Raw genomic sequence first — 17,752 nt, 5'->3', positions numbered from 1 at the left:
CGCCCACAGAGGAGGCGAACCCTTTTGAGTACGGGATCCGGAACACCTTCCGCCCCCGCACCGAGCACCACCCCCGCATCCCGTAAGTCCTCGATGTTCAGCTCGCTGAAGATCCGGAACTACCGCCTCTTCTTCATGGGCCAGGTTGTCTCCAACACCGGCACCTGGATGCAGCGCATCGCCCAGGACTGGCTGGTCCTCAGCCTCACCGGCTCCTCCGCGGCCGTCGGCATCACGACGGCCCTGCAGTTCCTGCCGATGCTGCTGTTCGGTCTGTACGGCGGTGTCCTCGTGGACCGCCTGCCCAAGCGGCCCGCCCTGCTGGTCACCCAGTCCTCGATGGCCGTCACCGGTCTCGCGCTCGCCGCGCTGACCCTCACCGGCCAGGTGCAGGTCTGGCACGTCTACGTCGCCGCCTTCGCCGTCGGCCTGGCCACGGTGGTCGACAACCCGGCCCGCCAGTCCTTCGTCTCCGAGATGGTCGGCCCCGACCAGCTGCAGAACGCGGTCAGTCTGAACTCGGCGAACTTCCAGTCCGCCCGGCTGGTCGGCCCCGCCGTCGCCGGGCTGATGATCACCGGGGTGGGCACCGGCTGGGCGTTCCTCGCCAACGGCCTGTCCTTCGCCGCGCCGATCGCCGGGCTGCTGCTGATGCGCGCCCGCGAGCTGCACGTGGTCGAGCGCGCCCCGCGCGGCAAGGGACAGCTGCGGGAGGGCCTCAGCTATGTGGCGAAGCGGCCGGAGCTGATCTGGCCGATCGTCCTGGTCGGTTTCATCGGCACCTTCGGCTTCAACTTCCCGGTGTGGCTGTCCGCCTACGCGGACGACGTGTTCGACGCCGGCGCCGGCGCCTACAGCCTCTTCAACACGCTGATGGCCGTGGGCTCGCTGGTCGGCGCCCTGCTGGCCGCCCGGCGCGGCACGGCCCGGCTGCGGGTCCTGACCGCCGCCGCGCTGGCCTTCGGCACGCTGGAGACCGTCGCCGCGGTGGCCCCGTCGTACTGGCTGTTCGCGCTGCTCATGGTGCCGATCGGGATCTTCGGTCTGACGGTGAACGTCACCGCGAACACCGCCGTCCAGATGGGCACCGACCCGGCCATGCGCGGCCGGGTGATGGCCCTGTTCATGATGGTGTTCATGGGCGGTACGCCGCTGGGCGCGCCGGTGGTCGGCTGGATCACCGACACCTACGGCGCCCGGATCGGTTTCGCGGCCGGCGGCGTGGTGTCGGCCGTGGCGGCCGGCGCGATCGGCCTGGTCCTGGCGCGCATCGGCGGCCTGCGGCTGTCGGTGGGCTGGTACCACGGCCACCCCCGGGTCCGTTTCGTCCCGCGCGACCGGGAGCAGCTGGCGACGGCCGCCTGAGCGTCCCGGCCGGCCCCGGAGGACCTCGGGCCTCCCGGAGGGCCTCGGGAGCCTCCCGGAGGAGCCCGGAGCCTCCCGGAGGACCTCGGGAGCCTCCCGGAGGAGCCCGGGGCGTCCAGGCGAGTCCCGGGAGCGTCCCGGAGGGTTCTAGTCCCGGTCGACCCTCCGGGCCAGCACCTGCCCCGGCCAGTCGTCCGGGCCGTGGGTGTAGCTGTGCGTCGGCGTGAAGCCGTTGGCCTCGTAGAAGGCGACGAGCCCCCGGTCGTCGCCCGCGTAGCAGTCCACGCGGAGCAGGCCCAGGCCCGCCTGCCGGGTCACCTCGGCGGCGTGCGCCAGCAGGGCGCTGCCCGCGCCCTGTCCCTTGAAGCGGCGGTCGGAGGCGAGCCAGTGGATGTACCGCTCGGGCTCACCGGGCGGCGGAAGGTGGGACAGGTAGGCGCCGGGTCCGTCGGTGAGGGTGAGGGTGGCGGCCGGCACCCCGTCGATCTCGGCGATGTACGTGGTGCCCTCGTCCATGGCACGTCCGACCGCCGCCACCGTCCTCTCGTGCCGCGACAGCGGCTCGGTGCCCCACTGGCGGACGCGTCCCTGTGAGACCAGCCACTCCACGCTGCTGTCGAGCATGCCGAGTATCGCGGGGAGGTCGTCCGGGCCGCCTTCTCGAATGGTGATCGCCATCGCCCCATCATGCCCGCCGGGGTCTGGGATCGTGAGAGCCATGAGAATCTTCGCCGCCGTGCTGCCCCCGGAGGACGTCGCGGACGAACTCGCCGCCGAGGTGGCCCGCTTGCGGCGGCTGCCGGGCGCCGACCGGCTGCGCTGGACCGGCCGCCCCGGCTGGCACTTCACCCTCGCCTTCTACGGCGAGGTCGCCGACGACCTCGTCCCCGCCCTGTCGGACCGCCTGGCCCGCGCGGCCGGCCGTGCGGCGCCCTTCCCGCTCGCGGTCGCGGGCGGTGGCCAGTTCGGGCAGGGCCGCGCGCTGTGGGCGGGCGCCCGGGGCGACGTGGAGGAGCTGCGGCTGCTGGCCGACCGCGCGGAGGCGGCGGCGCGCAAGGCGGGGATCCCGATGGGGGAGCACCGGCGCTACAAGGCCCATCTGACGGTGGCCCGCAGCCGGGACGCGGTGGACGTGCGGCCGTACGTGGAGCTGCTCCGCGAGTTCACCGGGCGGAGCTGGACCGTCGCCGACGTGGCGCTCGTGCGCAGCCGTCTGCCGCGGAGCGGGGTGCCGGGGGAGCAGCCCCGGTACGAGGTGGTCGACCGCTGGGCACTGGGTGGGGGCGGTTAGGCTCGAAGGCGTGGACCCGAAAACCCGGAACCGGATCATGGCCGGTGCGCTTGTGTTGATGTTCGTGGTGGTGGCCGTGGCTTCGGCGATGCGTTAGGAGCGCCGGGTAACCGCGGCCGCCCTTCGGACGGGGGCCGTCCGTGGCCGGTCGCGCGGTTCCCCGCGCCTCGTCGGGGGCGCTTACCAGGCGAAGGCCTCCGGGGACGGCCCCGGGCCCGGGAAGATCTCGTCCAGGCCGGTCAGCAGTTCCTCGCTCAGTTCCAGCTCCACCGCCCTGAGCGCCGACTCCAGCTGTTCGGCGGTGCGCGGACCGACGATCGGGCCGGTCACCCCGGGGCGGGTCAGCAGCCAGGCCAGCGCCACCTCGCCGGGCTCCAGGCCGTGCTTGTCGAGCAGGTCCTCGTAGGCCTGGACCTGGGCGCGGACCGCCGGGTCGTTGCCGAGGGTGTCCGCGGCCCGGCCGGAGGCGCGGCGACCGCCCTGGACCTGCTTCCTGATGATCCCGCCCAGCAGACCGCCGTGCAGCGGCGACCACGGGATGACACCGAGGCCGTACTCCTGCGCGGCCGGGATGACCTCCATCTCGGCGCGGCGCTCGGCCAGGTTGTACAGGCACTGCTCGCTGACCAGGCCGATGGTGCCGCCGCGGCGGGCGGCGGTCTCGTTGGCCTGGGCGATCTTGTAGCCGGGGAAGTTGCTGGAACCCGCGTAGAGGATCTTGCCCTGCTGGACGAGGACGTCGATCGCCTGCCAGATCTCCTCGAACGGCGTGTTCCGGTCGATGTGGTGGAACTGGTAGAGGTCGATGTGGTCCGTCTGCAGCCGCTTCAGGCTGGCGTCCACGGCGCGCCGGATGTTCAGCGCGGAGAGCTTGTCGTGGTTGGGCCAGGCGGCCTCGCCGTCGGCGGCCATGTTGCCGTACACCTTGGTGGCGATGACGACCTTGTCGCGCCGGCCGCCCTTGGCGAACCAGTTGCCGATGATCGACTCGGTGCGGCCCTTGTTGTCGCCCCAGCCGTACACATTGGCGGTGTCGAAGAAGTTGATGCCCGCGTCCAGCGCCGCGTCCATGATCGCGTGGCTGTCGGCTTCGTCGGTCTGCGGGCCGAAGTTCATCGTCCCGAGGACGAGTCGGCCGACCTTGAGTCCCGTGCGTCCGAGCTGCGTGTACTTCATGGTCCACCAGCCAACGGCTTCGAGTGCGCTCAAGGCAAGGGCCGTTGGGGCGTGCGCCCGGTACCGGCCGGGTGCGGCACCCGTGCGGCCGGGCGCACGGGTGCCGGCGGTCAGTTCGACAGGTCGCCGAACATGCCGGGCTCGTAGGCGCCGCCCTGGTTGCGTGCGATCACGCCGAGCCGGTTGGCCGCGTTGATCAGGGCGACCAGGTAGACCAGCGCCGTGGTCTGGTCGTCGTCGTAGTGCTTGCGCACCTGCTCCCAGGTCTCGTCGGACACGCCCTGGTGGGCGTCGGCGAGCCGGGTCCCCTCCTCGGCGAGCGCCAGCGCGGCCCGCTCGGCCTCGCTGAACACCGTGGAATGGCGCCAGGCGGCCACCAGGTGGAGGCGGACCGTGGTCTCGCCGGCCGCCGCGGCCTCCTTGGTGTGGAGGTCCGCGCAGAAGCCGCAGCCGTTGATCTGGCTGGCGCGCAGCATCACCAGTTCCTGGGTGGTCCTGGGCAGGGTCGACTGCGTGATCGCCAGGCTGACGTTGCCGAACCGCTTGCCGAGCCTGGTGCCGAGTTCGCCGTTCATCAGGTTGATACGGGGTTCCATGTCGTGGTCCTCGTTCGTGGAGCCGGAGGCCGCGCCGGTCGTCGGCGCGGCGATGACGACCACGAGATGCCGGCCGGTCCGCCGGTGTGACAACAACGCTCGTGTGGCGTGGGTCACTCGGAAGGGGTGTCACACGGCGGCGGTGAGCGGAGTCTTGTGTGGGTGAGGGACGGTCGAGAACGGACGGGCGGGGGCCGACGGTGAGCAGTCGAGGGGCGGACGGGCGGGGGACGATGACGAGCGAGCGCGGCGAGCGGACACGCGGCACGGCGGGGGGCCCGGCGAAGCCGCGGGGCGCGGGCGGTCGCACGGACCCCGCCACCGAGGCGTTCGTGGCCCACCGCAATCTGCTGTTCACCGTCGCCTACGAGATGCTCGGCTCGGCCGCCGACGCGGAGGACGTCCTTCAGGAGACCTGGCTGCGCTGGTCGGGCGTCGATCTCGGTACCGTGCGCGAGCAGCGCGCGTATCTGGTCCGGATCGCCACGCGTCAGGCGCTGTCCCGGCTGCGCACGCTCGCCCGGCGCAGGGAGTCCTACGTCGGCCCGTGGCTGCCCGAGCCGCTGCTGACCGCGCCGGACGTGGCCGAGGACGTCGAGCTGGCGGACAGCGTCTCGATGGCGATGCTGCTGGTGCTGGAGACGCTCACGCCGACGGAGCGGGCGGTGTTCGTCCTGCGCGAGGTGTTCGACCTCGCCTACGACGAGATCGCGCGGGCCGTCGACAGGACCCCGGCCGCGGTCCGTCAGATCGCCCACCGGGCGCGGTCCCATGTCGCCGCGCGCCGGCCGCGGGGCAACGCGTCCCCGGCCGAGACCCGCGCCGCGCTGGAGGCGTTCCGCCGGGCGGTCGAGACGGGCGACCTGCAACGCCTGCTCGACATCCTGGCGCCGGACGTGGTGTTCCTGGGGGACGGGGGAGGGGTCGCCCAGGCCGCGCTGGAGCCCATCGTGGGGGCGGCGCGGGTGGCCTCGCTGTCCGCCGGACTGACCCGGTTCGGCGCCGCGGGCGCACTGGAACCGGCCGAGGTCAACGGCTACCCGGCGCTGATCCTGCGGCGCGACGGGGAGATCGACACGGTGGTGGCGGTCCGCATCGACGACGGCCGCGTCACCGGCCTGTACGCCGTGCGCAACCCGGAGAAGCTGTCGCGGGTGCGCCGGGAGACCGTGCTGTCCAGGTGACGACGGGGCCTAGTCGCGGGGGAATTCGCCGGTCCGCAGGGTGAGACCGACCACCGTGTTGGCGAGGTCCAGGTCGCTGCCGAAGGGGACCGTGGTCTCGATCCGCTCCTCCCCGGCCCCCACCGGCGAGTGCGGTCGCGCGGTTCAACGACACGCACGGTGATCCGGCGGCACCGGAATCAGGTCAATCCGTTCCAGCCGCGTACGCGTGTCCGATCCCCCACGCCTCCCGCATCGCCCCGGCGAACGCCTCCGCGATCAGGTGCTCGCCACGGGCGTTGGGATGCGTGCCGTCGTAGGTGTCGGTGTGGATGTCGTACGACTCCGGCGGGGACGCCAGCAGGATCGGCGAGCGGGGCTCGTCCAGGTCGGCGGCCGTCTTCGCCAGCAGGACGTTGAAGTGGTCCACCTGTTCGGCGAAGGACGCGTCCGCCTCGGCCCGGATGTTCGGGATCACCGGCAGCAGCACCATGCGGACGCGCGGGCCGGCTTCCCGGGCCGCGGCGACGAAGGCCCGTACGTTCTCCGCGGTCTGCTCGGCGTTCGTGTAGAAACCGAGGTCGATCAGGCCCAGGGAGACCAGCAGCACGTCCGGGCGGTGTGCGCGCACCGCGTCGCCGATGAGCGGTGCCATGTGCAGCCAGCCCTCGCCCCACCCCGCCAGGTGCGCGCGCGGGAAGCCGGGTTCGGCGTAGGCGAGGGACGTCGGGGCGTCGGCCTGCTTGTCGTACAGCGTCTCGCGCGGGCCGACGAAGGTGAAGGGGCCGCCGTGCGCCGCGCACAGATGCCGCCACAGCCGGTAACGCCACGTGTGTTCGCCCGCGCTCCCGATCGTCATGGAGTCGCCCACGGGCATGAACCTAAGCATCCGGTCATGATGGACGATCGCCGGGACCGGTGGGATCCGTGGTGGCTGTGAGGCGGACCACGTCCGCCCGGCCGGTGTGATCACGTCTCCTGAACCCCGGCCGGAGATGGCAGGCTTGGGGCATGCGTCGATCGTTCGCCGTTCTCGCCGGGGTCCTGCTCGCCGGCGCCTGCGCGCTGCCCGCCTCCGCCGCCGGGGGAACCGGCGACCAGGGGTTCACCCTCAAGGATCCGCGGATCACGGAGTCCAGCGGGCTCGCCGCGTCCCGGCTGCACCCCGGTGTCTACTGGACGCACAACGACAGCGACGACGGGCCGTACCTGTACGCGGTGGACGGCGCGTCCGGCAAGACCGTCGCCCGGATCACCCTGCGCGGCATCGGCTCCCCGCGCGATGTGGAGGCCATCTCCATCGGGCCGCACAACGAGATCTACGTCGGCGACATCGGCGACAACTTCGGCGGCAGGTGGCCGTACGTGTGGATCTACCGGCTGCCCGAGCCGAAGCAGTTGCGGGACCAGACGGTCACCGCCACGCAGTACGTCGTGAAGTACGCGGACGGACCCCGGGACGCCGAGTCGCTGCTGGTCCACCCGAAGACCGGGCGCGTCTACATCATTGACAAGAAGGAGGACGGCGGGCACTTGTACGAGGGCCCGGCCACTCTCTCCGCCTCCGGCGCGAACGTCTTCAGGCGGGTCACCGCCGTCGACCTCTGGGCCACCGACGCCGCTTTCTCCCCGGACGGCGAACAGCTCGCCGTACGCGGCTACTTCGGCGGTGTCTTCTACGACTGGAACGGCGGCCGGATCAAGCGCGAGGGGCGCCTGGACGTGCCCTTGCAGGGGCAGGGCGAGTCGGTGTCGTACTCCGCCGACGGCACGAAGCTGATGTACGGCAGCGAGGGCGCGGACAGTGCCGTGAAGGCGGTGGACGCCCCGGACCGGCCCGCCGCGAAGTCGCCTTCGGCGAGCGGGGGTTCGGGCGGCGAGGAGGGCGAGGGCGGCGGCGCGAGCCTGAAGGTGGGCGCCGTGATCGTCGCGGTCGGGGTGGCGGCGGTGTTCGGGCTGCGCCGGCTGCGGCGGAGGTGAGGCGGAGGGCGAGCGGGGCCACGGCCGCGTGAGCGGGTCTCGCTCCAGCCCGTCCTCGGGTCGCTGTCCGTAGGTCGCTCTCCTCGGGCCGTCCGTCGTCGGGTCGCTGTCCGTAGGTCGCTCTCCTCGGGCCGTCCGTCGTCGGGTCGCTGTTCGTCGGGCGTCCGTCCTCGGGCCGTCCGTCGTCGGGTCGCTGTTCGTCGGGCGTCCGTCCTCGGGCCGTCCGTCCTCAGGCCCGCGGGTCCTGCCGGAGCGTCACTTCACGCAGCCGGGCGCCGGAAAGGGGGTCGTGTCCGCGGGGTGGCCGCCGCCCTCCATGGTGGTGAGCAGCTTGGGGGCCGCCCCGTCGGGGTCCACGATGCGGGCGACGAACCCGGCGCTCCGCGGCAGCGCGGGATGGGCGCGGTTGACGACCCCGCCGAAGCGCGTGCCGCCACCGGCGTCCTTGAAGAACGCCTCCGGTCCCTTGGGGCCGTTGCTCAGCACGGCGACGGCCCCGGCGCCGATGAAGTTCTCCTCGACGATCGTGCAGCCCCGGGCGTCCGGGGTGCCGGCCCGGGGGAGCGGGAAGGTGTGCGTGCCGCTCTTGGCGCCGGTCACCCGGAGCGCGGGGGCCGAGCCGTCGGGACCCGCCAGGCGCAGGGAGAGACCGCGCTGGGTGGACGCGGTGTGCTTGCGGTCGAGCTTGGCCAGGACGCGGTACATGTAGGCGTCACCCGGCCGCCAGTGCGGCGGCACGGCACGGATCCACGCCTCGGGGCCGCCCGCCCCGGGGTCGTTGCGCAGGACGGCCACCAGGTCCTGGCCGATGGCGACGGCCTTGCCCGCGTAGCGGGCGCCCGGGTCGGTGGTGGCTTCCGTGGCGGCCTCGGTGGCGGCCTCGGTAGTGGTCCTGGCGGCGGGGGCCGCGGCGGCGGTCGCCACCGGCAGGACGGCGGGGGTGCCGAGGGCGGTCAGGAGCGCCGAGGCCGTCAGGAGGGTGCGGCGGTGGCGTGCGAACGCGGTGGGCGCGGAAGGGCTCACGGGAACTCGCTTGAATCTACCCATTCCTCCATTGTCACGAGATATCGACGAGAACCGGTATGTCGATCTCCGTCGGCGAGGCCGGGGACCCGTGGCCGCAGGGGCGGGGAGACACGCGAAGGGCGCCCGGTGGACACCGGGCGCCCTTTCGTCGGCGCGATCGAAGCGGTTGCGGCTTCGCTTCGATGAAGCGGTTGCAACTTCAATGAAGCGGTTGCGGCTTCAGTGAAGCAGTCGCGGCTTCAGCGAAGCGGCTAGAGCTTCTCGATCACGTAGTCGACGCACTTCGTCAGCGCCTCGACGTCCGCCGGGTCGATCGCCGGGAACATCGCGATGCGCAGCTGGTTGCGGCCGAGCTTGCGGTACGGCTCGGTGTCCACGATGCCGTTGGCGCGCAGCACCTTGGCGACGGCGGCGGCGTCGACCTCGTCGGAGAAGTCGATCGTGCCGATGACCTGCGAACGCTTGGCCGGGTCGGCGACGAACGGGGTGGCGTACTTGGCCTCCTCCGCCCAGCCGTACAGGCGGGTCGAGGAGTCCTTGGTGCGGGCCGTGGACCAGGCGAGGCCGCCCTGGCCGTTGAGCCACTCCAGCTGCTCGTTGAGCAGGAAGAGCGTGGCGAGGGCCGGGGTGTTGTACGTCTGGTTCTTGCGGGAGTTGTCGATCGCCGTGGGGAGGCTGAAGAACTCCGGCACGTGGCGGCCGGAGGCGTGGATCCGCTCGGCGCGCTCGATCGCGGCGGGCGAGAAGACGCCGATCCACAGGCCGCCGTCGGAGGCGAAGGACTTCTGCGGGGCGAAGTAGTAGACGTCGGTCTCGGCGATGTCGACCGGCAGGCCGCCCGCGCCGGAGGTGGCGTCCACCAGCACGAGGGCACCCTCGTCGGCGCCGGCCACGCGCTGGATCGGCATGGCGACACCGGTGGAGGTCTCGTTGTGGGTGAAGGCGTAGACGTCGACGCCCGCCTCCGCCCGCGCCTCGGGGTGGGTGCCGGGGTCGGCGGCGACGACGGTCGGCTCGGCCAGCCAGGGGGCAAGCTTGGCCGCCTTGGCGAACTTGGAGGAGAACTCGCCGAAGCTGAGGTGCTGCGACTTGTTCTCGATCAGGCCGTGCGTGGCGACGTCCCAGAACGCGGTGGAGCCGCCGTTGCCCAGGACGACCTCGTAGCCCTCGGGGAGCGAGAACAGCTCGGAGATGCCCTCGCGGACCTTGCCGACCAGGTTCTTGACCGGCGCCTGCCGGTGAGAGGTGCCCAGCAGGGACGTACCGGTGGCGGCGAGGGCGTCCAGCGCCTCGGTGCGCACCTTGGAGGGGCCAGCGCCGAAACGTCCGTCGGCGGGCTTGATGTCAGCGGGAATCTGGATGTCGGCCACGGGAGGAGGTTAGCCGGTGACGGAAAGCGAGGCGGAGACGTGTCCGTTCGATGAGACGAGATCACCGGGACGGGGACTTGTAATGTCGTACGACGATACGCGTGCGGCTGTGGAAAACATGCGGTGACTGTCCGTGATCGGATGCATCCTGGACGCATGACGGATCGTGCGGAAGTCACGGATGCCGCGGAGGTCGCGGATCTCGCGGGGGCCCTGGCCAGGGCCGTCCGGGGCGAGGTCGGCTTCGACGCCACCTCCCGGGCGCTGGTCACCATGGACGCCTCCAACTACCGGCGGGTCCCGCTGGGGGTCGTGGCTCCGAGAGACGCCGACGACGTGGCCGCCGTGCTGGAGGTGTGCCGGGCGCGCGGGGTGCCGGTCGTGGCGCGCGGCGGGGGCACGTCGATCGCCGGGCAGGCGACCGGCACCGGCGTCGTCCTGGACTTCACGCGGCACATGACCGGCCTGCTGGAGCTGGACCCGGGCAGCAGGACGGCCGTCGTGCAGCCGGGGCTCGTCCTCGACCGCCTCCAGGAGGCCGCCGCCCCGCACGGACTCCGCTTCGGCCCCGATCCGTCCACGCACGGCAGGTGCACGCTCGGCGGGATGATCGGCAACAACTCCTGCGGCTCCCACTCGGTGGCCTGGGGCACGACCGCGGACAGCGTGCGGGAGCTGTCCGTCGTCACCGCGCGCGGGCAGCGGCTGCGGCTCGGACCCGGCTGGGCGGGCGCCCCGGACGGGCTGCGGGAGCTGGCCGAGGGCGAACTGGCCCGGCTGCGCACGGGCTTCCCGGACCTGCCCCGCCGTATCTCCGGCTACGCACTGGACGCGCTGCTGCCCGAGAAGGGCGCGGACGTCGCCCGCTCCTTCTGCGGCTCCGAGGGCACCCTCGGCATCCTCACCGAGGCCGTGGTCCGCCTGGTCGAGGCGCCGCCGGCGCGTGCCCTGGCCGTGCTCGCGTACCCCGACGAGAGCGCCGCCGCCGAGGCCGCCGCGGGCCTGCTGCCGCTGCGTCCGCTGACAGTGGAGGGCATGGCCGCCGACCTGGTGCCGGCCGGGGCGGGGCTGCCCGCAGGAGGCGCCTGGCTGTTCGTGGAGACCGGCGGGGAGACGGCGGCGGAGGCACGGGCGCGTGCGCGGGACGTCGTGCGCGCGGCCGATGTCGTGGACGCGCTGGTGGTGACCGACGCGGCGGCCCAGCGCGCGCTGTGGCGGATCCGGGAGGACGCGAGCGGCCGGGCCACCCGGATGCCGGACGGCACGGAGGCCTGGCCCGGCTGGGAGGACTGCGCCGTGCCGCCGGCCCGGCTCGGCGCCTATCTGCGCGACTTCCGCGCCCTGCTGGCGTCCCACGGCCTGCGCGGCACGCCCTACGGCCACTTCGGCGACGGCTGCATCCACGTCCGCATCGACTTCGACCTGCTCACCGGGGCCGGCATCGGCCGCTTCCGGCGGTTCTCCGAGGAGCTGGCCGATCTGGTGGTGGCCCACGGCGGTTCCCTGTCCGGGGAGCACGGCGACGGCCAGGCCCGCGCGGAGCTGCTGCCCCGCATGTACGGCGCGCACACGGTGGCGCTGTTCGAGCGGGCCAAGGCGGTCTGGGACCCGGACGACCTGCTCAACCCCGGCATGCTGGTCCGCCCGGCGCGGCTGGACGAGAACCTGCGCTTCGCGGTGCTGCCCCGCCGCCCCGTCGACGTGGCCTTCGGCTATCCGGCGGACGGCGGTGACTTCGCCGCGTCCGTCCGCCGCTGCGTCGGCGTCGCCAAGTGCCGTACGGCCACGGCGCCCGGGCCCGCCGTGATGTGCCCCTCCTTCCGGGCGACCGGCGAGGAGGCGCACTCCACCCGCGGCCGGGCCCGGCTGCTGCACGAGATGCTGGCGGGCGAGCTGATCACCGACGGCTGGCGCTCGACGGAGGTCCGGGACGCCCTCGATCTGTGCCTGTCCTGCAAGGGCTGCCGGTCGGACTGCCCGGTCGGCGTCGACATGGCCACCTACAAGGCGGAGTTCCTGCACCACCACTACGCCGGCCGCCGCCGTCCCGCCGCCCACCTCAGCATGGGCCGGCTGCCGGAATGGCTCGACCGGGCCGCCCGCACCCGCACGGCCCCCGTGCTCAACGCGCTGGCGTCGGCGGGCCCGTTGGCCCGGATCGGCAAACGGTGGGCCGGCATCACACCGGAACGGGAGATCCCGCGCCTGGCGACACAGACGTTCACGGCATGGTGGCGCGGGAGGAAACCCGGACGGCCGACCGGAGGCGCGCCGGCGCGGAGCGGCGAGGACCGGCCTGTGCCGGGCAGGGAGGACGTGTCGGGCCGGACTGTCGAGGACCGGCCTGTGCCGGGCAGGGAGGACCGGTCGGGGCGGGCGGCCGAGGACCGGTCGGGGCGGGCGGCTGAGGGGCGGTCGGGCCGGGCGAGCGAGGGACGGTCGGGGCGGGCGGGTGAGGGGCGGCCGGTTCAGGGCGGTGACGGCCGGGCGGGTGCGGGCGGCGGCGAGCTGGTCGTCCTCTGGCCGGACACCTTCACCGAGCATCTGTCCCCGTCCGTCGGCCGGGCCGCCGTCCGTGTGCTGGAGGCGGCCGGACTGCGGGTGGCCCTCCCGCCCACGCTGCTGCCGGGCCGCGGAGCCCTCGCCGACGGCCGGACGAAGGCGGCGACCGCGCTGCTCACGGCCCGCCGGGCCCGGGTCTGCTGCGGCCTGACCTATGTCTCCACCGGCCAGCTGGACCGCGCCCGCACGGTCCTGCGCCGCACCCTGGACCTGATGGAACCGGTGCTGCGGGCGGGGCTCCCGGTCGTCGTGCTGGAGCCGAGCTGCGCCGCGGCCCTCCGCACCGACCTCCCGGAACTCCTGCCCGACGACCCCCGAGCGGCCCGGCTGTCCTCCTCGGTCCTCACCTTCGCCGAGACCTTGGAGCGGCACGCCCCCGACTGGGCCCCGCCCGTCCTCGCCCGCCCGGTCGCCGGCCAGACCCACTGCCATCAGCACGCGGTGCTCGGTGACGCCGCCGACCGCCGGCTGCGCGCCGCCGCGGGCCTCACCGGCGAGCTGAGCGGAGGCTGCTGCGGTCTGGCGGGCAACTTCGGCTTCGAGAAGGGCCACTTCGACGTCTCCCGGGCCTGCGCGGAGGAGCAGCTCCTGCCGTCGGTGCGGCAAGCACCCGAGGATACGGTGGTGTTGGCGGACGGCTTCTCCTGCCGCACCCAGCTGGAGCAGCTGGCCGGGGTCCGCGGCCGGCATCTGGCGGAGGTGCTGGCGCAGGCCCTGGACGCGCCGGAGGGAGACACCAGGTGACCGAGGAACACGCGCGCGTGGCCGTCCTCTCCGACATCCACGGCGTACTGCCCGCCCTGGAGGCGGTCCTGGCGGAGCCCGAGGTGGCCGCCGCCGAACGGATCGTCCTCACCGGCGACATCACGGCGGGCCCGCAGCCGGCCGAGGTGCTGGACCTGCTGCGGGCGCAGGGCGACCGGGTGCTGTGGGTCGGCGGGAACGCGGACCGGGAGCTGGTGGAGTACCGCCGGGGCGAGCGCACGGAGATCCCCGACCCCATCGGCCCCTACGCCGCCGAGGCGCTCCGCCCGGACCAGATCGACTTCCTGGCGGCCCTCCCCGGCACCCGCACCCTGCGCGTGCGCGGCCTCGGCAAGGTGCTGTTCTGCCACGCCACCCCGCGCGACGACGAGGAACTGGTCCTGGTCGACTCCCGCCCGGCCCGCTGGGCGGAGGTCTTCACCGGCCTGCCGCCCGACATCGGCACCGTCGTCTGCGGCCACACCCATATGCCCTACGTCCGCCTGGCCCACGGCCGCCTGGTGGTCAACCCCGGCAGCGTCGGCATGCCCTACGGCCGCCCCGGCGCCCACTGGTGCCTCCTCGGCCCCGGCACCGACCTGCGCGTCACGCGGTACGACATACCGGCGGCGGTGGCGCGCCTGATCCGGGAGTGCGCCTACCCGGACATCGCCGAGTGGGCCGATTACTTCCTGTACGCCCGTGCGACGGACACCGAGGTGCTGGAGGCGTGGGGGCCGAAGGACGGGCGGAGCGCTTCGTAGGACGAGGCGGACCGCGATCTCCACGGCGCCCCCCCTCGACGGGCTGCCGCACAAGGGCTGAACCGGCCGCGGCACACGGCGCTCGGCGTCCGCACGGCCCGGCGCTGAGCGCGTTCTCAGGTTGTTCGCCCCATACCCAGCTTTTCCCAGGGGATTCACAGCGCTCCTTTGCCATTTTTGCCGTTCGGGGCGGTGGCGGACGTGTAAATTCTTGGATGTCGGGTTCCGGACGCGGAATTCAGCACCACAAGAACAGCGCGACATTAGGAGTCGGAATGAGCTTCAAGAAGCTTGCCCCGCTGCCCCCCAAGCCCAAGAACAAGCAGCTCCCGCCGCCGCCGAAGCCGAAGCCCAAGAAGCACGCGCCGAAGCCGCTGCCCAAGCCGCTGCCCGGCCAGGATCGCTGATCCGACGCTGAGCGGAAAAGGGGGTCGACGGTGCACCGTCGACCCCCTTTTCCCTTCCTGTCGAATTCGCGGGAGCCGGTGAAAGGAAGCGCAGGGAATGTCGAAGGGTGTGTGCATGGATATCGATGAGACCGAGGGATCCGAATGCGCGGACGTCCCGACCATTCCGGCCCGCACCGCATTCCGCCGTTTCTGGCCGCTGACCAGAGGACTGCGCCGCTGGCTGTTGCTGGTCTGGCTGTGCACGGTGCTCGCCGCGCTCGCCGAGACCGAGGCGGTCCTGCTGTTCGGCGATCTCACCGACCACGCCCTGCAGCAGGGCTCGTTGGCCGCGTTCTGGAGTCCGGCCGTGCAGTGGCTGGGGATCGCGGTGGTCGGCGCGCTCGTCGCGTACGCGGGCAACTCGCTGGCCGCGTGGATCACCGAGCGGTTCGTGATGCGGCTGCGCGAGCACGTCTTCGACCACGTCCAGCAGCTGCCCCCGCACTTCTTCCAGCGCCACCGCCAGGGCGACCTGCTCTCGCGGCTGACCAGCGACGTCGAGGCGATCGAGACGATGGTCGTCTCGGGCCTGGTCGGCGCCGCCTCCGCGGTCTTCTCCGCCCTCTTCTACGCCGTCGCCGCGTTCTGGCTGCGCTGGGACCTGGCCGCCGCCACCTTCGTCCTCGCCCCCCTGTTCTGGCTGGCCGCCCGCCGCTTCTCCGGCTCCATCAAGGACGTCTCCCGCGAGGGCCGGGTCGCCGACGGCGCGATCACCTCGGTGGTGGAGGAGTCGCTGGGGAACATCGTGCTCACCCAGGCCTACGACCGCCGGGACGCCGAGCGCCGCCGGCTGCACGCGGAGGCGAACGCCTGGTTCCGCGCCTCGGTCCGCTCCACCCGGTTGAACGAGGCCTACGAGCAACTGGTCCAGGTCATCGAGACGGTCTGCGTGCTCGCCGTGATCGGCATCGGCGCCTGGGAGATCTCCACCGGCCGGATGACCCTCGGTCAGCTCCTCGCCTTCGCCGCCTTCCTCGGCTATCTCTACCCGCCCGTCCGCGGGCTCGCCCAGCTCGGCCTCACGGTCACCGCGGCCACCGCGGGTGCCGAACGGCTCATCGAGATCCTCGACGTCCGGCCCTCGGTCGCCGACCCCCGGCGCCCCTCCGGCACCGGCCGCCCGGACGGCACGGTCGTGGTCCGGGACGTCTCCTTCCGTTACCCCGGTGCCGACGGGACCGCGCTCGACGCTCTCTCCTTCGCGGCCGGCCCCGGCGAGCTGGTGATCATCACCGGCCCGAGCGGCGCCGGCAAGTCCACGGTCTCCAAGCTGCTGCTGCGCTTCTACGACCCGGATTCCGGAGACGTCCTGCTGGACGGCGTCCCCTTGCGGGACTTCCCGCTGGCCCGGCTGCGCGAGTACGTCACCCTGCTCCCCCAGGAGACGCTGGTGCTGCACGACACCGTGCGCGCCAACATCGCCTGCGGGCGGCCCGGCGCCAGCGGCCAGGCGATCGAGGACGCCGCGCGGGCGGCCGACGCCCACGACTTCATCCTCCGGCTGCCCGACGGCTACGACACCCGGGTCGACCCCCACTCGGCCCGGCTGTCCGGCGGCCAGCTCCAGCGCCTGGCCATCGCCCGCGCCATCCTGCGCGACGCGCCCGTCCTGGTCCTGGACGAGCCGACCACCGGCCTGGACGCGATGGCCGCCCGTCGGGTCGTCCAGCCCCTGCGCCGCCTGATGGCCGGCCGCACGACGATCATGATCACGCACGATCTCAACCTCGCCCCCGACGCCGACCGCATCCTCGTCGTGGACCGCGGTCGCGTCGTGGAGACCGGCCGCCACGACGAACTCCTCGCCCGCGGCGGGGCCTACGCCCGGCTGCACCGTTCGCAGAACAACGCGGTCCTGGACACCGGCGAGCTGCGCATGCCGCTGTGGCAGGAGGAGCAGCCGCAGGCACCGGCGTACGAGCGGCAGCAGCCGTACGGATACGAGCCCCACGCCGCCCAGGCCGGTCACGCCGCGTACGCCGCCCAGGCCGGTCACGCCGTGTACGCCCAGGCCGGCCGCGCCGCCTATGACGCGCATCCCGCCCAGGCGGTCTGGCCCCAAGCGGTGTACGAGCCCTCCGGCCCGACAGCGACGGTCCCGCCCGTCCTGCCCGTCCCGGCCGCTCTGCCCGACGGCCGTCCGCTGTTCCGTGACGAGGAGGGCCGGCCTGGCATCTGATCCCAGCATGCGGGACAGTTGCTTGAAGGGTTCACGCACCTGACGAAGTCCATTACTCTGGACTTCGCAGTACACCGCGATGAACGAACTCGATCGAGCACCAGGACCGCCCGTGACCGCCACCTCCAGCACCGCCAAGCCGACCCGGGTCCCGCCTGCCGGAGGGCCCCGGCGCGTCGATTCGCTCGGCCCCGTCGGACTGGTGCTGGCCGGCTGCGTCTCCGTGCAGTTCGGCGGCGCCCTGGCCGTGACCCTGATGCCCAGGGCGGGCGCGCTGGGCGTGGTGACCCTGCGGCTGCTCGCGGCGGCCGTGGTGCTCCTGCTCGTGTGCCGCCCCAGGCTGCGCGGCCACTCCCGCGCCGACTGGGGCACGGTGATCGCCTTCGGCGTCGCCATGGGCGCGATGAACGGCCTGTTCTACGAAGCGGTCGCCCGCATCCCCCTCGGCCCGGCGGTGACCCTCGAAGTCCTCGGTCCGCTGGCTCTGTCCGTCCTCGCCTCCCGCCGGGCGATCAACGCGGTCTGGGCGGGCCTCGCTCTCGCGGGTGTGTTCCTGCTCGGCGGCGGAGGCTTCAGCGATCTGGACCCCACGGGTGTCGCGTTCGCCTTGGGCGCCGGCGCCATGTGGGCCGCCTATATCGTCTTCAGTGCCCGCACGGGCCGCCGCTTCCCGCAGGCCGACGGCCTGGCCCTGGCCATGGCGATCGCGGCTCTCCTCTTCCTCCCCATCGGCATCGCCGACGCCGGCACCCGGCTGCTGGACCCCACCACCATCGCCCTCGGCTCGGCGGTGGCGCTGCTCTCCTCGGTCCTGCCCTACACCCTCGAACTCCTGGCGCTGCGCCGGCTGCCGGCCTCCACCTTCGCCGTCCTCATGAGCCTGGAACCGGCCATCGCGGCCACGGCGGGCTTCCTCGTCCTCGGCCAGGCCCTGTCCGCCGCCGAGGCCGCCGCGATCGCCCTGGTCGTCGCGGCGAGCGTCGGCGCGGTGCGGACGCAGGTGGGCCGGCAAAAGGTGCCGCCGCTCCCGGTCGACGGCCAGTGAGCCCACGGCCCGCACGACTTCGCACTCCTCCCGCCTCTCGTC

General features: G+C 73.2%; 15 protein-coding genes. 9 read left to right on the top strand and 6 right to left on the bottom strand.

What is annotated here, in order from left to right; all coding sequences use genetic code 11:
- Positions 1-24: 24 nt before the first annotated feature.
- Positions 25-1,365, top strand: a complete 1,341-nt coding sequence (locus ACZ7KF_RS04230) for an MFS transporter (protein ID WP_471069268.1) — start codon at positions 25-27, stop codon at positions 1,363-1,365.
- A 147-nt stretch (positions 1,366-1,512) separates the two neighbouring features.
- Here the strand turns inward: ACZ7KF_RS04230 and ACZ7KF_RS04225 are convergent, their stop codons facing one another.
- Entirely contained in the window at positions 1,513-2,043 is a 531-nt protein-coding gene (locus ACZ7KF_RS04225) for a GNAT family N-acetyltransferase (RefSeq protein WP_471069266.1), read from the bottom strand.
- A 40-nt stretch (positions 2,044-2,083) separates the two neighbouring features.
- Between ACZ7KF_RS04225 and thpR the strand changes: the two genes are divergently transcribed.
- Positions 2,084-2,656, top strand: coding sequence for an RNA 2',3'-cyclic phosphodiesterase (thpR, locus tag ACZ7KF_RS04220; RefSeq protein ID WP_471069264.1), 573 nt, complete (start codon positions 2,084-2,086; stop codon positions 2,654-2,656).
- A gap of 180 nt (positions 2,657-2,836) precedes the next feature.
- On the opposite strand, the gene ACZ7KF_RS04215 is transcribed toward thpR, so the two are convergent.
- Both ACZ7KF_RS04215 and ACZ7KF_RS04210 read right to left on the bottom strand, forming a co-directional pair.
- Entirely contained in the window at positions 2,837-3,832 is a 996-nt protein-coding gene (locus ACZ7KF_RS04215; RefSeq protein WP_471069262.1) for an aldo/keto reductase, read from the bottom strand.
- Positions 3,833-3,942: 110 nt separating this feature from the next.
- Positions 3,943-4,428, bottom strand: a complete 486-nt coding sequence (locus ACZ7KF_RS04210) for a carboxymuconolactone decarboxylase family protein (protein WP_471069577.1) — start codon at positions 4,426-4,428, stop codon at positions 3,943-3,945.
- A gap of 233 nt (positions 4,429-4,661) precedes the next feature.
- Between ACZ7KF_RS04210 and ACZ7KF_RS04205 the strand changes: the two genes are divergently transcribed.
- On the top strand, positions 4,662-5,612 hold the full coding sequence (locus tag ACZ7KF_RS04205; protein ID WP_471069260.1) for an RNA polymerase sigma-70 factor: 951 nt from the start codon (positions 4,662-4,664) through the stop codon (positions 5,610-5,612).
- A 184-nt stretch (positions 5,613-5,796) separates the two neighbouring features.
- Here ACZ7KF_RS04205 and ACZ7KF_RS04200 read toward each other — a convergent pair whose 3' ends face one another.
- The gene (locus ACZ7KF_RS04200; RefSeq protein ID WP_471069258.1) at positions 5,797-6,480 is read right to left on the bottom strand and encodes a GDSL-type esterase/lipase family protein; all 684 of its coding nucleotides are present in this window, start codon (positions 6,478-6,480) and stop codon (positions 5,797-5,799) included.
- A gap of 122 nt (positions 6,481-6,602) precedes the next feature.
- Between ACZ7KF_RS04200 and ACZ7KF_RS04195 the strand changes: the two genes are divergently transcribed.
- A complete protein-coding gene (locus ACZ7KF_RS04195; protein WP_471069256.1) occupies positions 6,603-7,571 on the top strand; it encodes a TolB family protein in 969 nt (322 codons plus the stop codon).
- A 255-nt stretch (positions 7,572-7,826) separates the two neighbouring features.
- On the opposite strand, the gene ACZ7KF_RS04190 is transcribed toward ACZ7KF_RS04195, so the two are convergent.
- Positions 7,827-8,594 carry a hypothetical protein gene (locus tag ACZ7KF_RS04190; RefSeq protein WP_471069254.1) on the bottom strand — a complete coding sequence of 256 codons (768 nt, stop codon included), beginning with the start codon at positions 8,592-8,594 and terminating at the stop codon, positions 7,827-7,829.
- Between the two features lie 254 nt (positions 8,595-8,848).
- Positions 8,849-9,967: a phosphoserine transaminase gene (gene serC / locus ACZ7KF_RS04185; protein WP_471069252.1), complete on the bottom strand. Its 1,119-nt coding sequence runs from the start codon at positions 9,965-9,967 to the stop codon at positions 8,849-8,851.
- Positions 9,968-10,123: 156 nt separating this feature from the next.
- Between serC and ACZ7KF_RS04180 the strand changes: the two genes are divergently transcribed.
- The 5 genes from ACZ7KF_RS04180 (at position 10,124) to ACZ7KF_RS04160 (ending at position 17,710) form a co-directional block, all read left to right on the top strand.
- On the top strand, positions 10,124-13,273 hold the full coding sequence (locus ACZ7KF_RS04180; protein WP_471069250.1) for an FAD-binding and (Fe-S)-binding domain-containing protein: 3,150 nt from the start codon (positions 10,124-10,126) through the stop codon (positions 13,271-13,273).
- On the top strand, positions 13,270-14,037 hold the full coding sequence (locus ACZ7KF_RS04175; RefSeq protein ID WP_471069248.1) for a metallophosphoesterase family protein: 768 nt from the start codon (positions 13,270-13,272) through the stop codon (positions 14,035-14,037). Before ACZ7KF_RS04180 ends, ACZ7KF_RS04175 begins: the two co-directional genes overlap by 4 nt.
- A gap of 275 nt (positions 14,038-14,312) precedes the next feature.
- Positions 14,313-14,444: a hypothetical protein gene (locus ACZ7KF_RS04170; RefSeq protein ID WP_263980913.1), complete on the top strand. Its 132-nt coding sequence runs from the start codon at positions 14,313-14,315 to the stop codon at positions 14,442-14,444.
- Between the two features lie 115 nt (positions 14,445-14,559).
- Entirely contained in the window at positions 14,560-16,665 is a 2,106-nt protein-coding gene (locus ACZ7KF_RS04165) for an ABC transporter ATP-binding protein (protein WP_471069246.1), read from the top strand.
- A gap of 79 nt (positions 16,666-16,744) precedes the next feature.
- The gene (locus ACZ7KF_RS04160) at positions 16,745-17,710 is read left to right on the top strand and encodes an EamA family transporter (protein WP_471069244.1); all 966 of its coding nucleotides are present in this window, start codon (positions 16,745-16,747) and stop codon (positions 17,708-17,710) included.
- The last annotated feature ends 42 nt before the right edge of the window (positions 17,711-17,752 follow it).

Source organism: Streptomyces sp. NPDC038200, from assembly GCF_055600785.1.
Note: the sequence above shows the minus strand (reverse complement) of the source record. Positions and strands in the feature narration are given on the sequence as shown.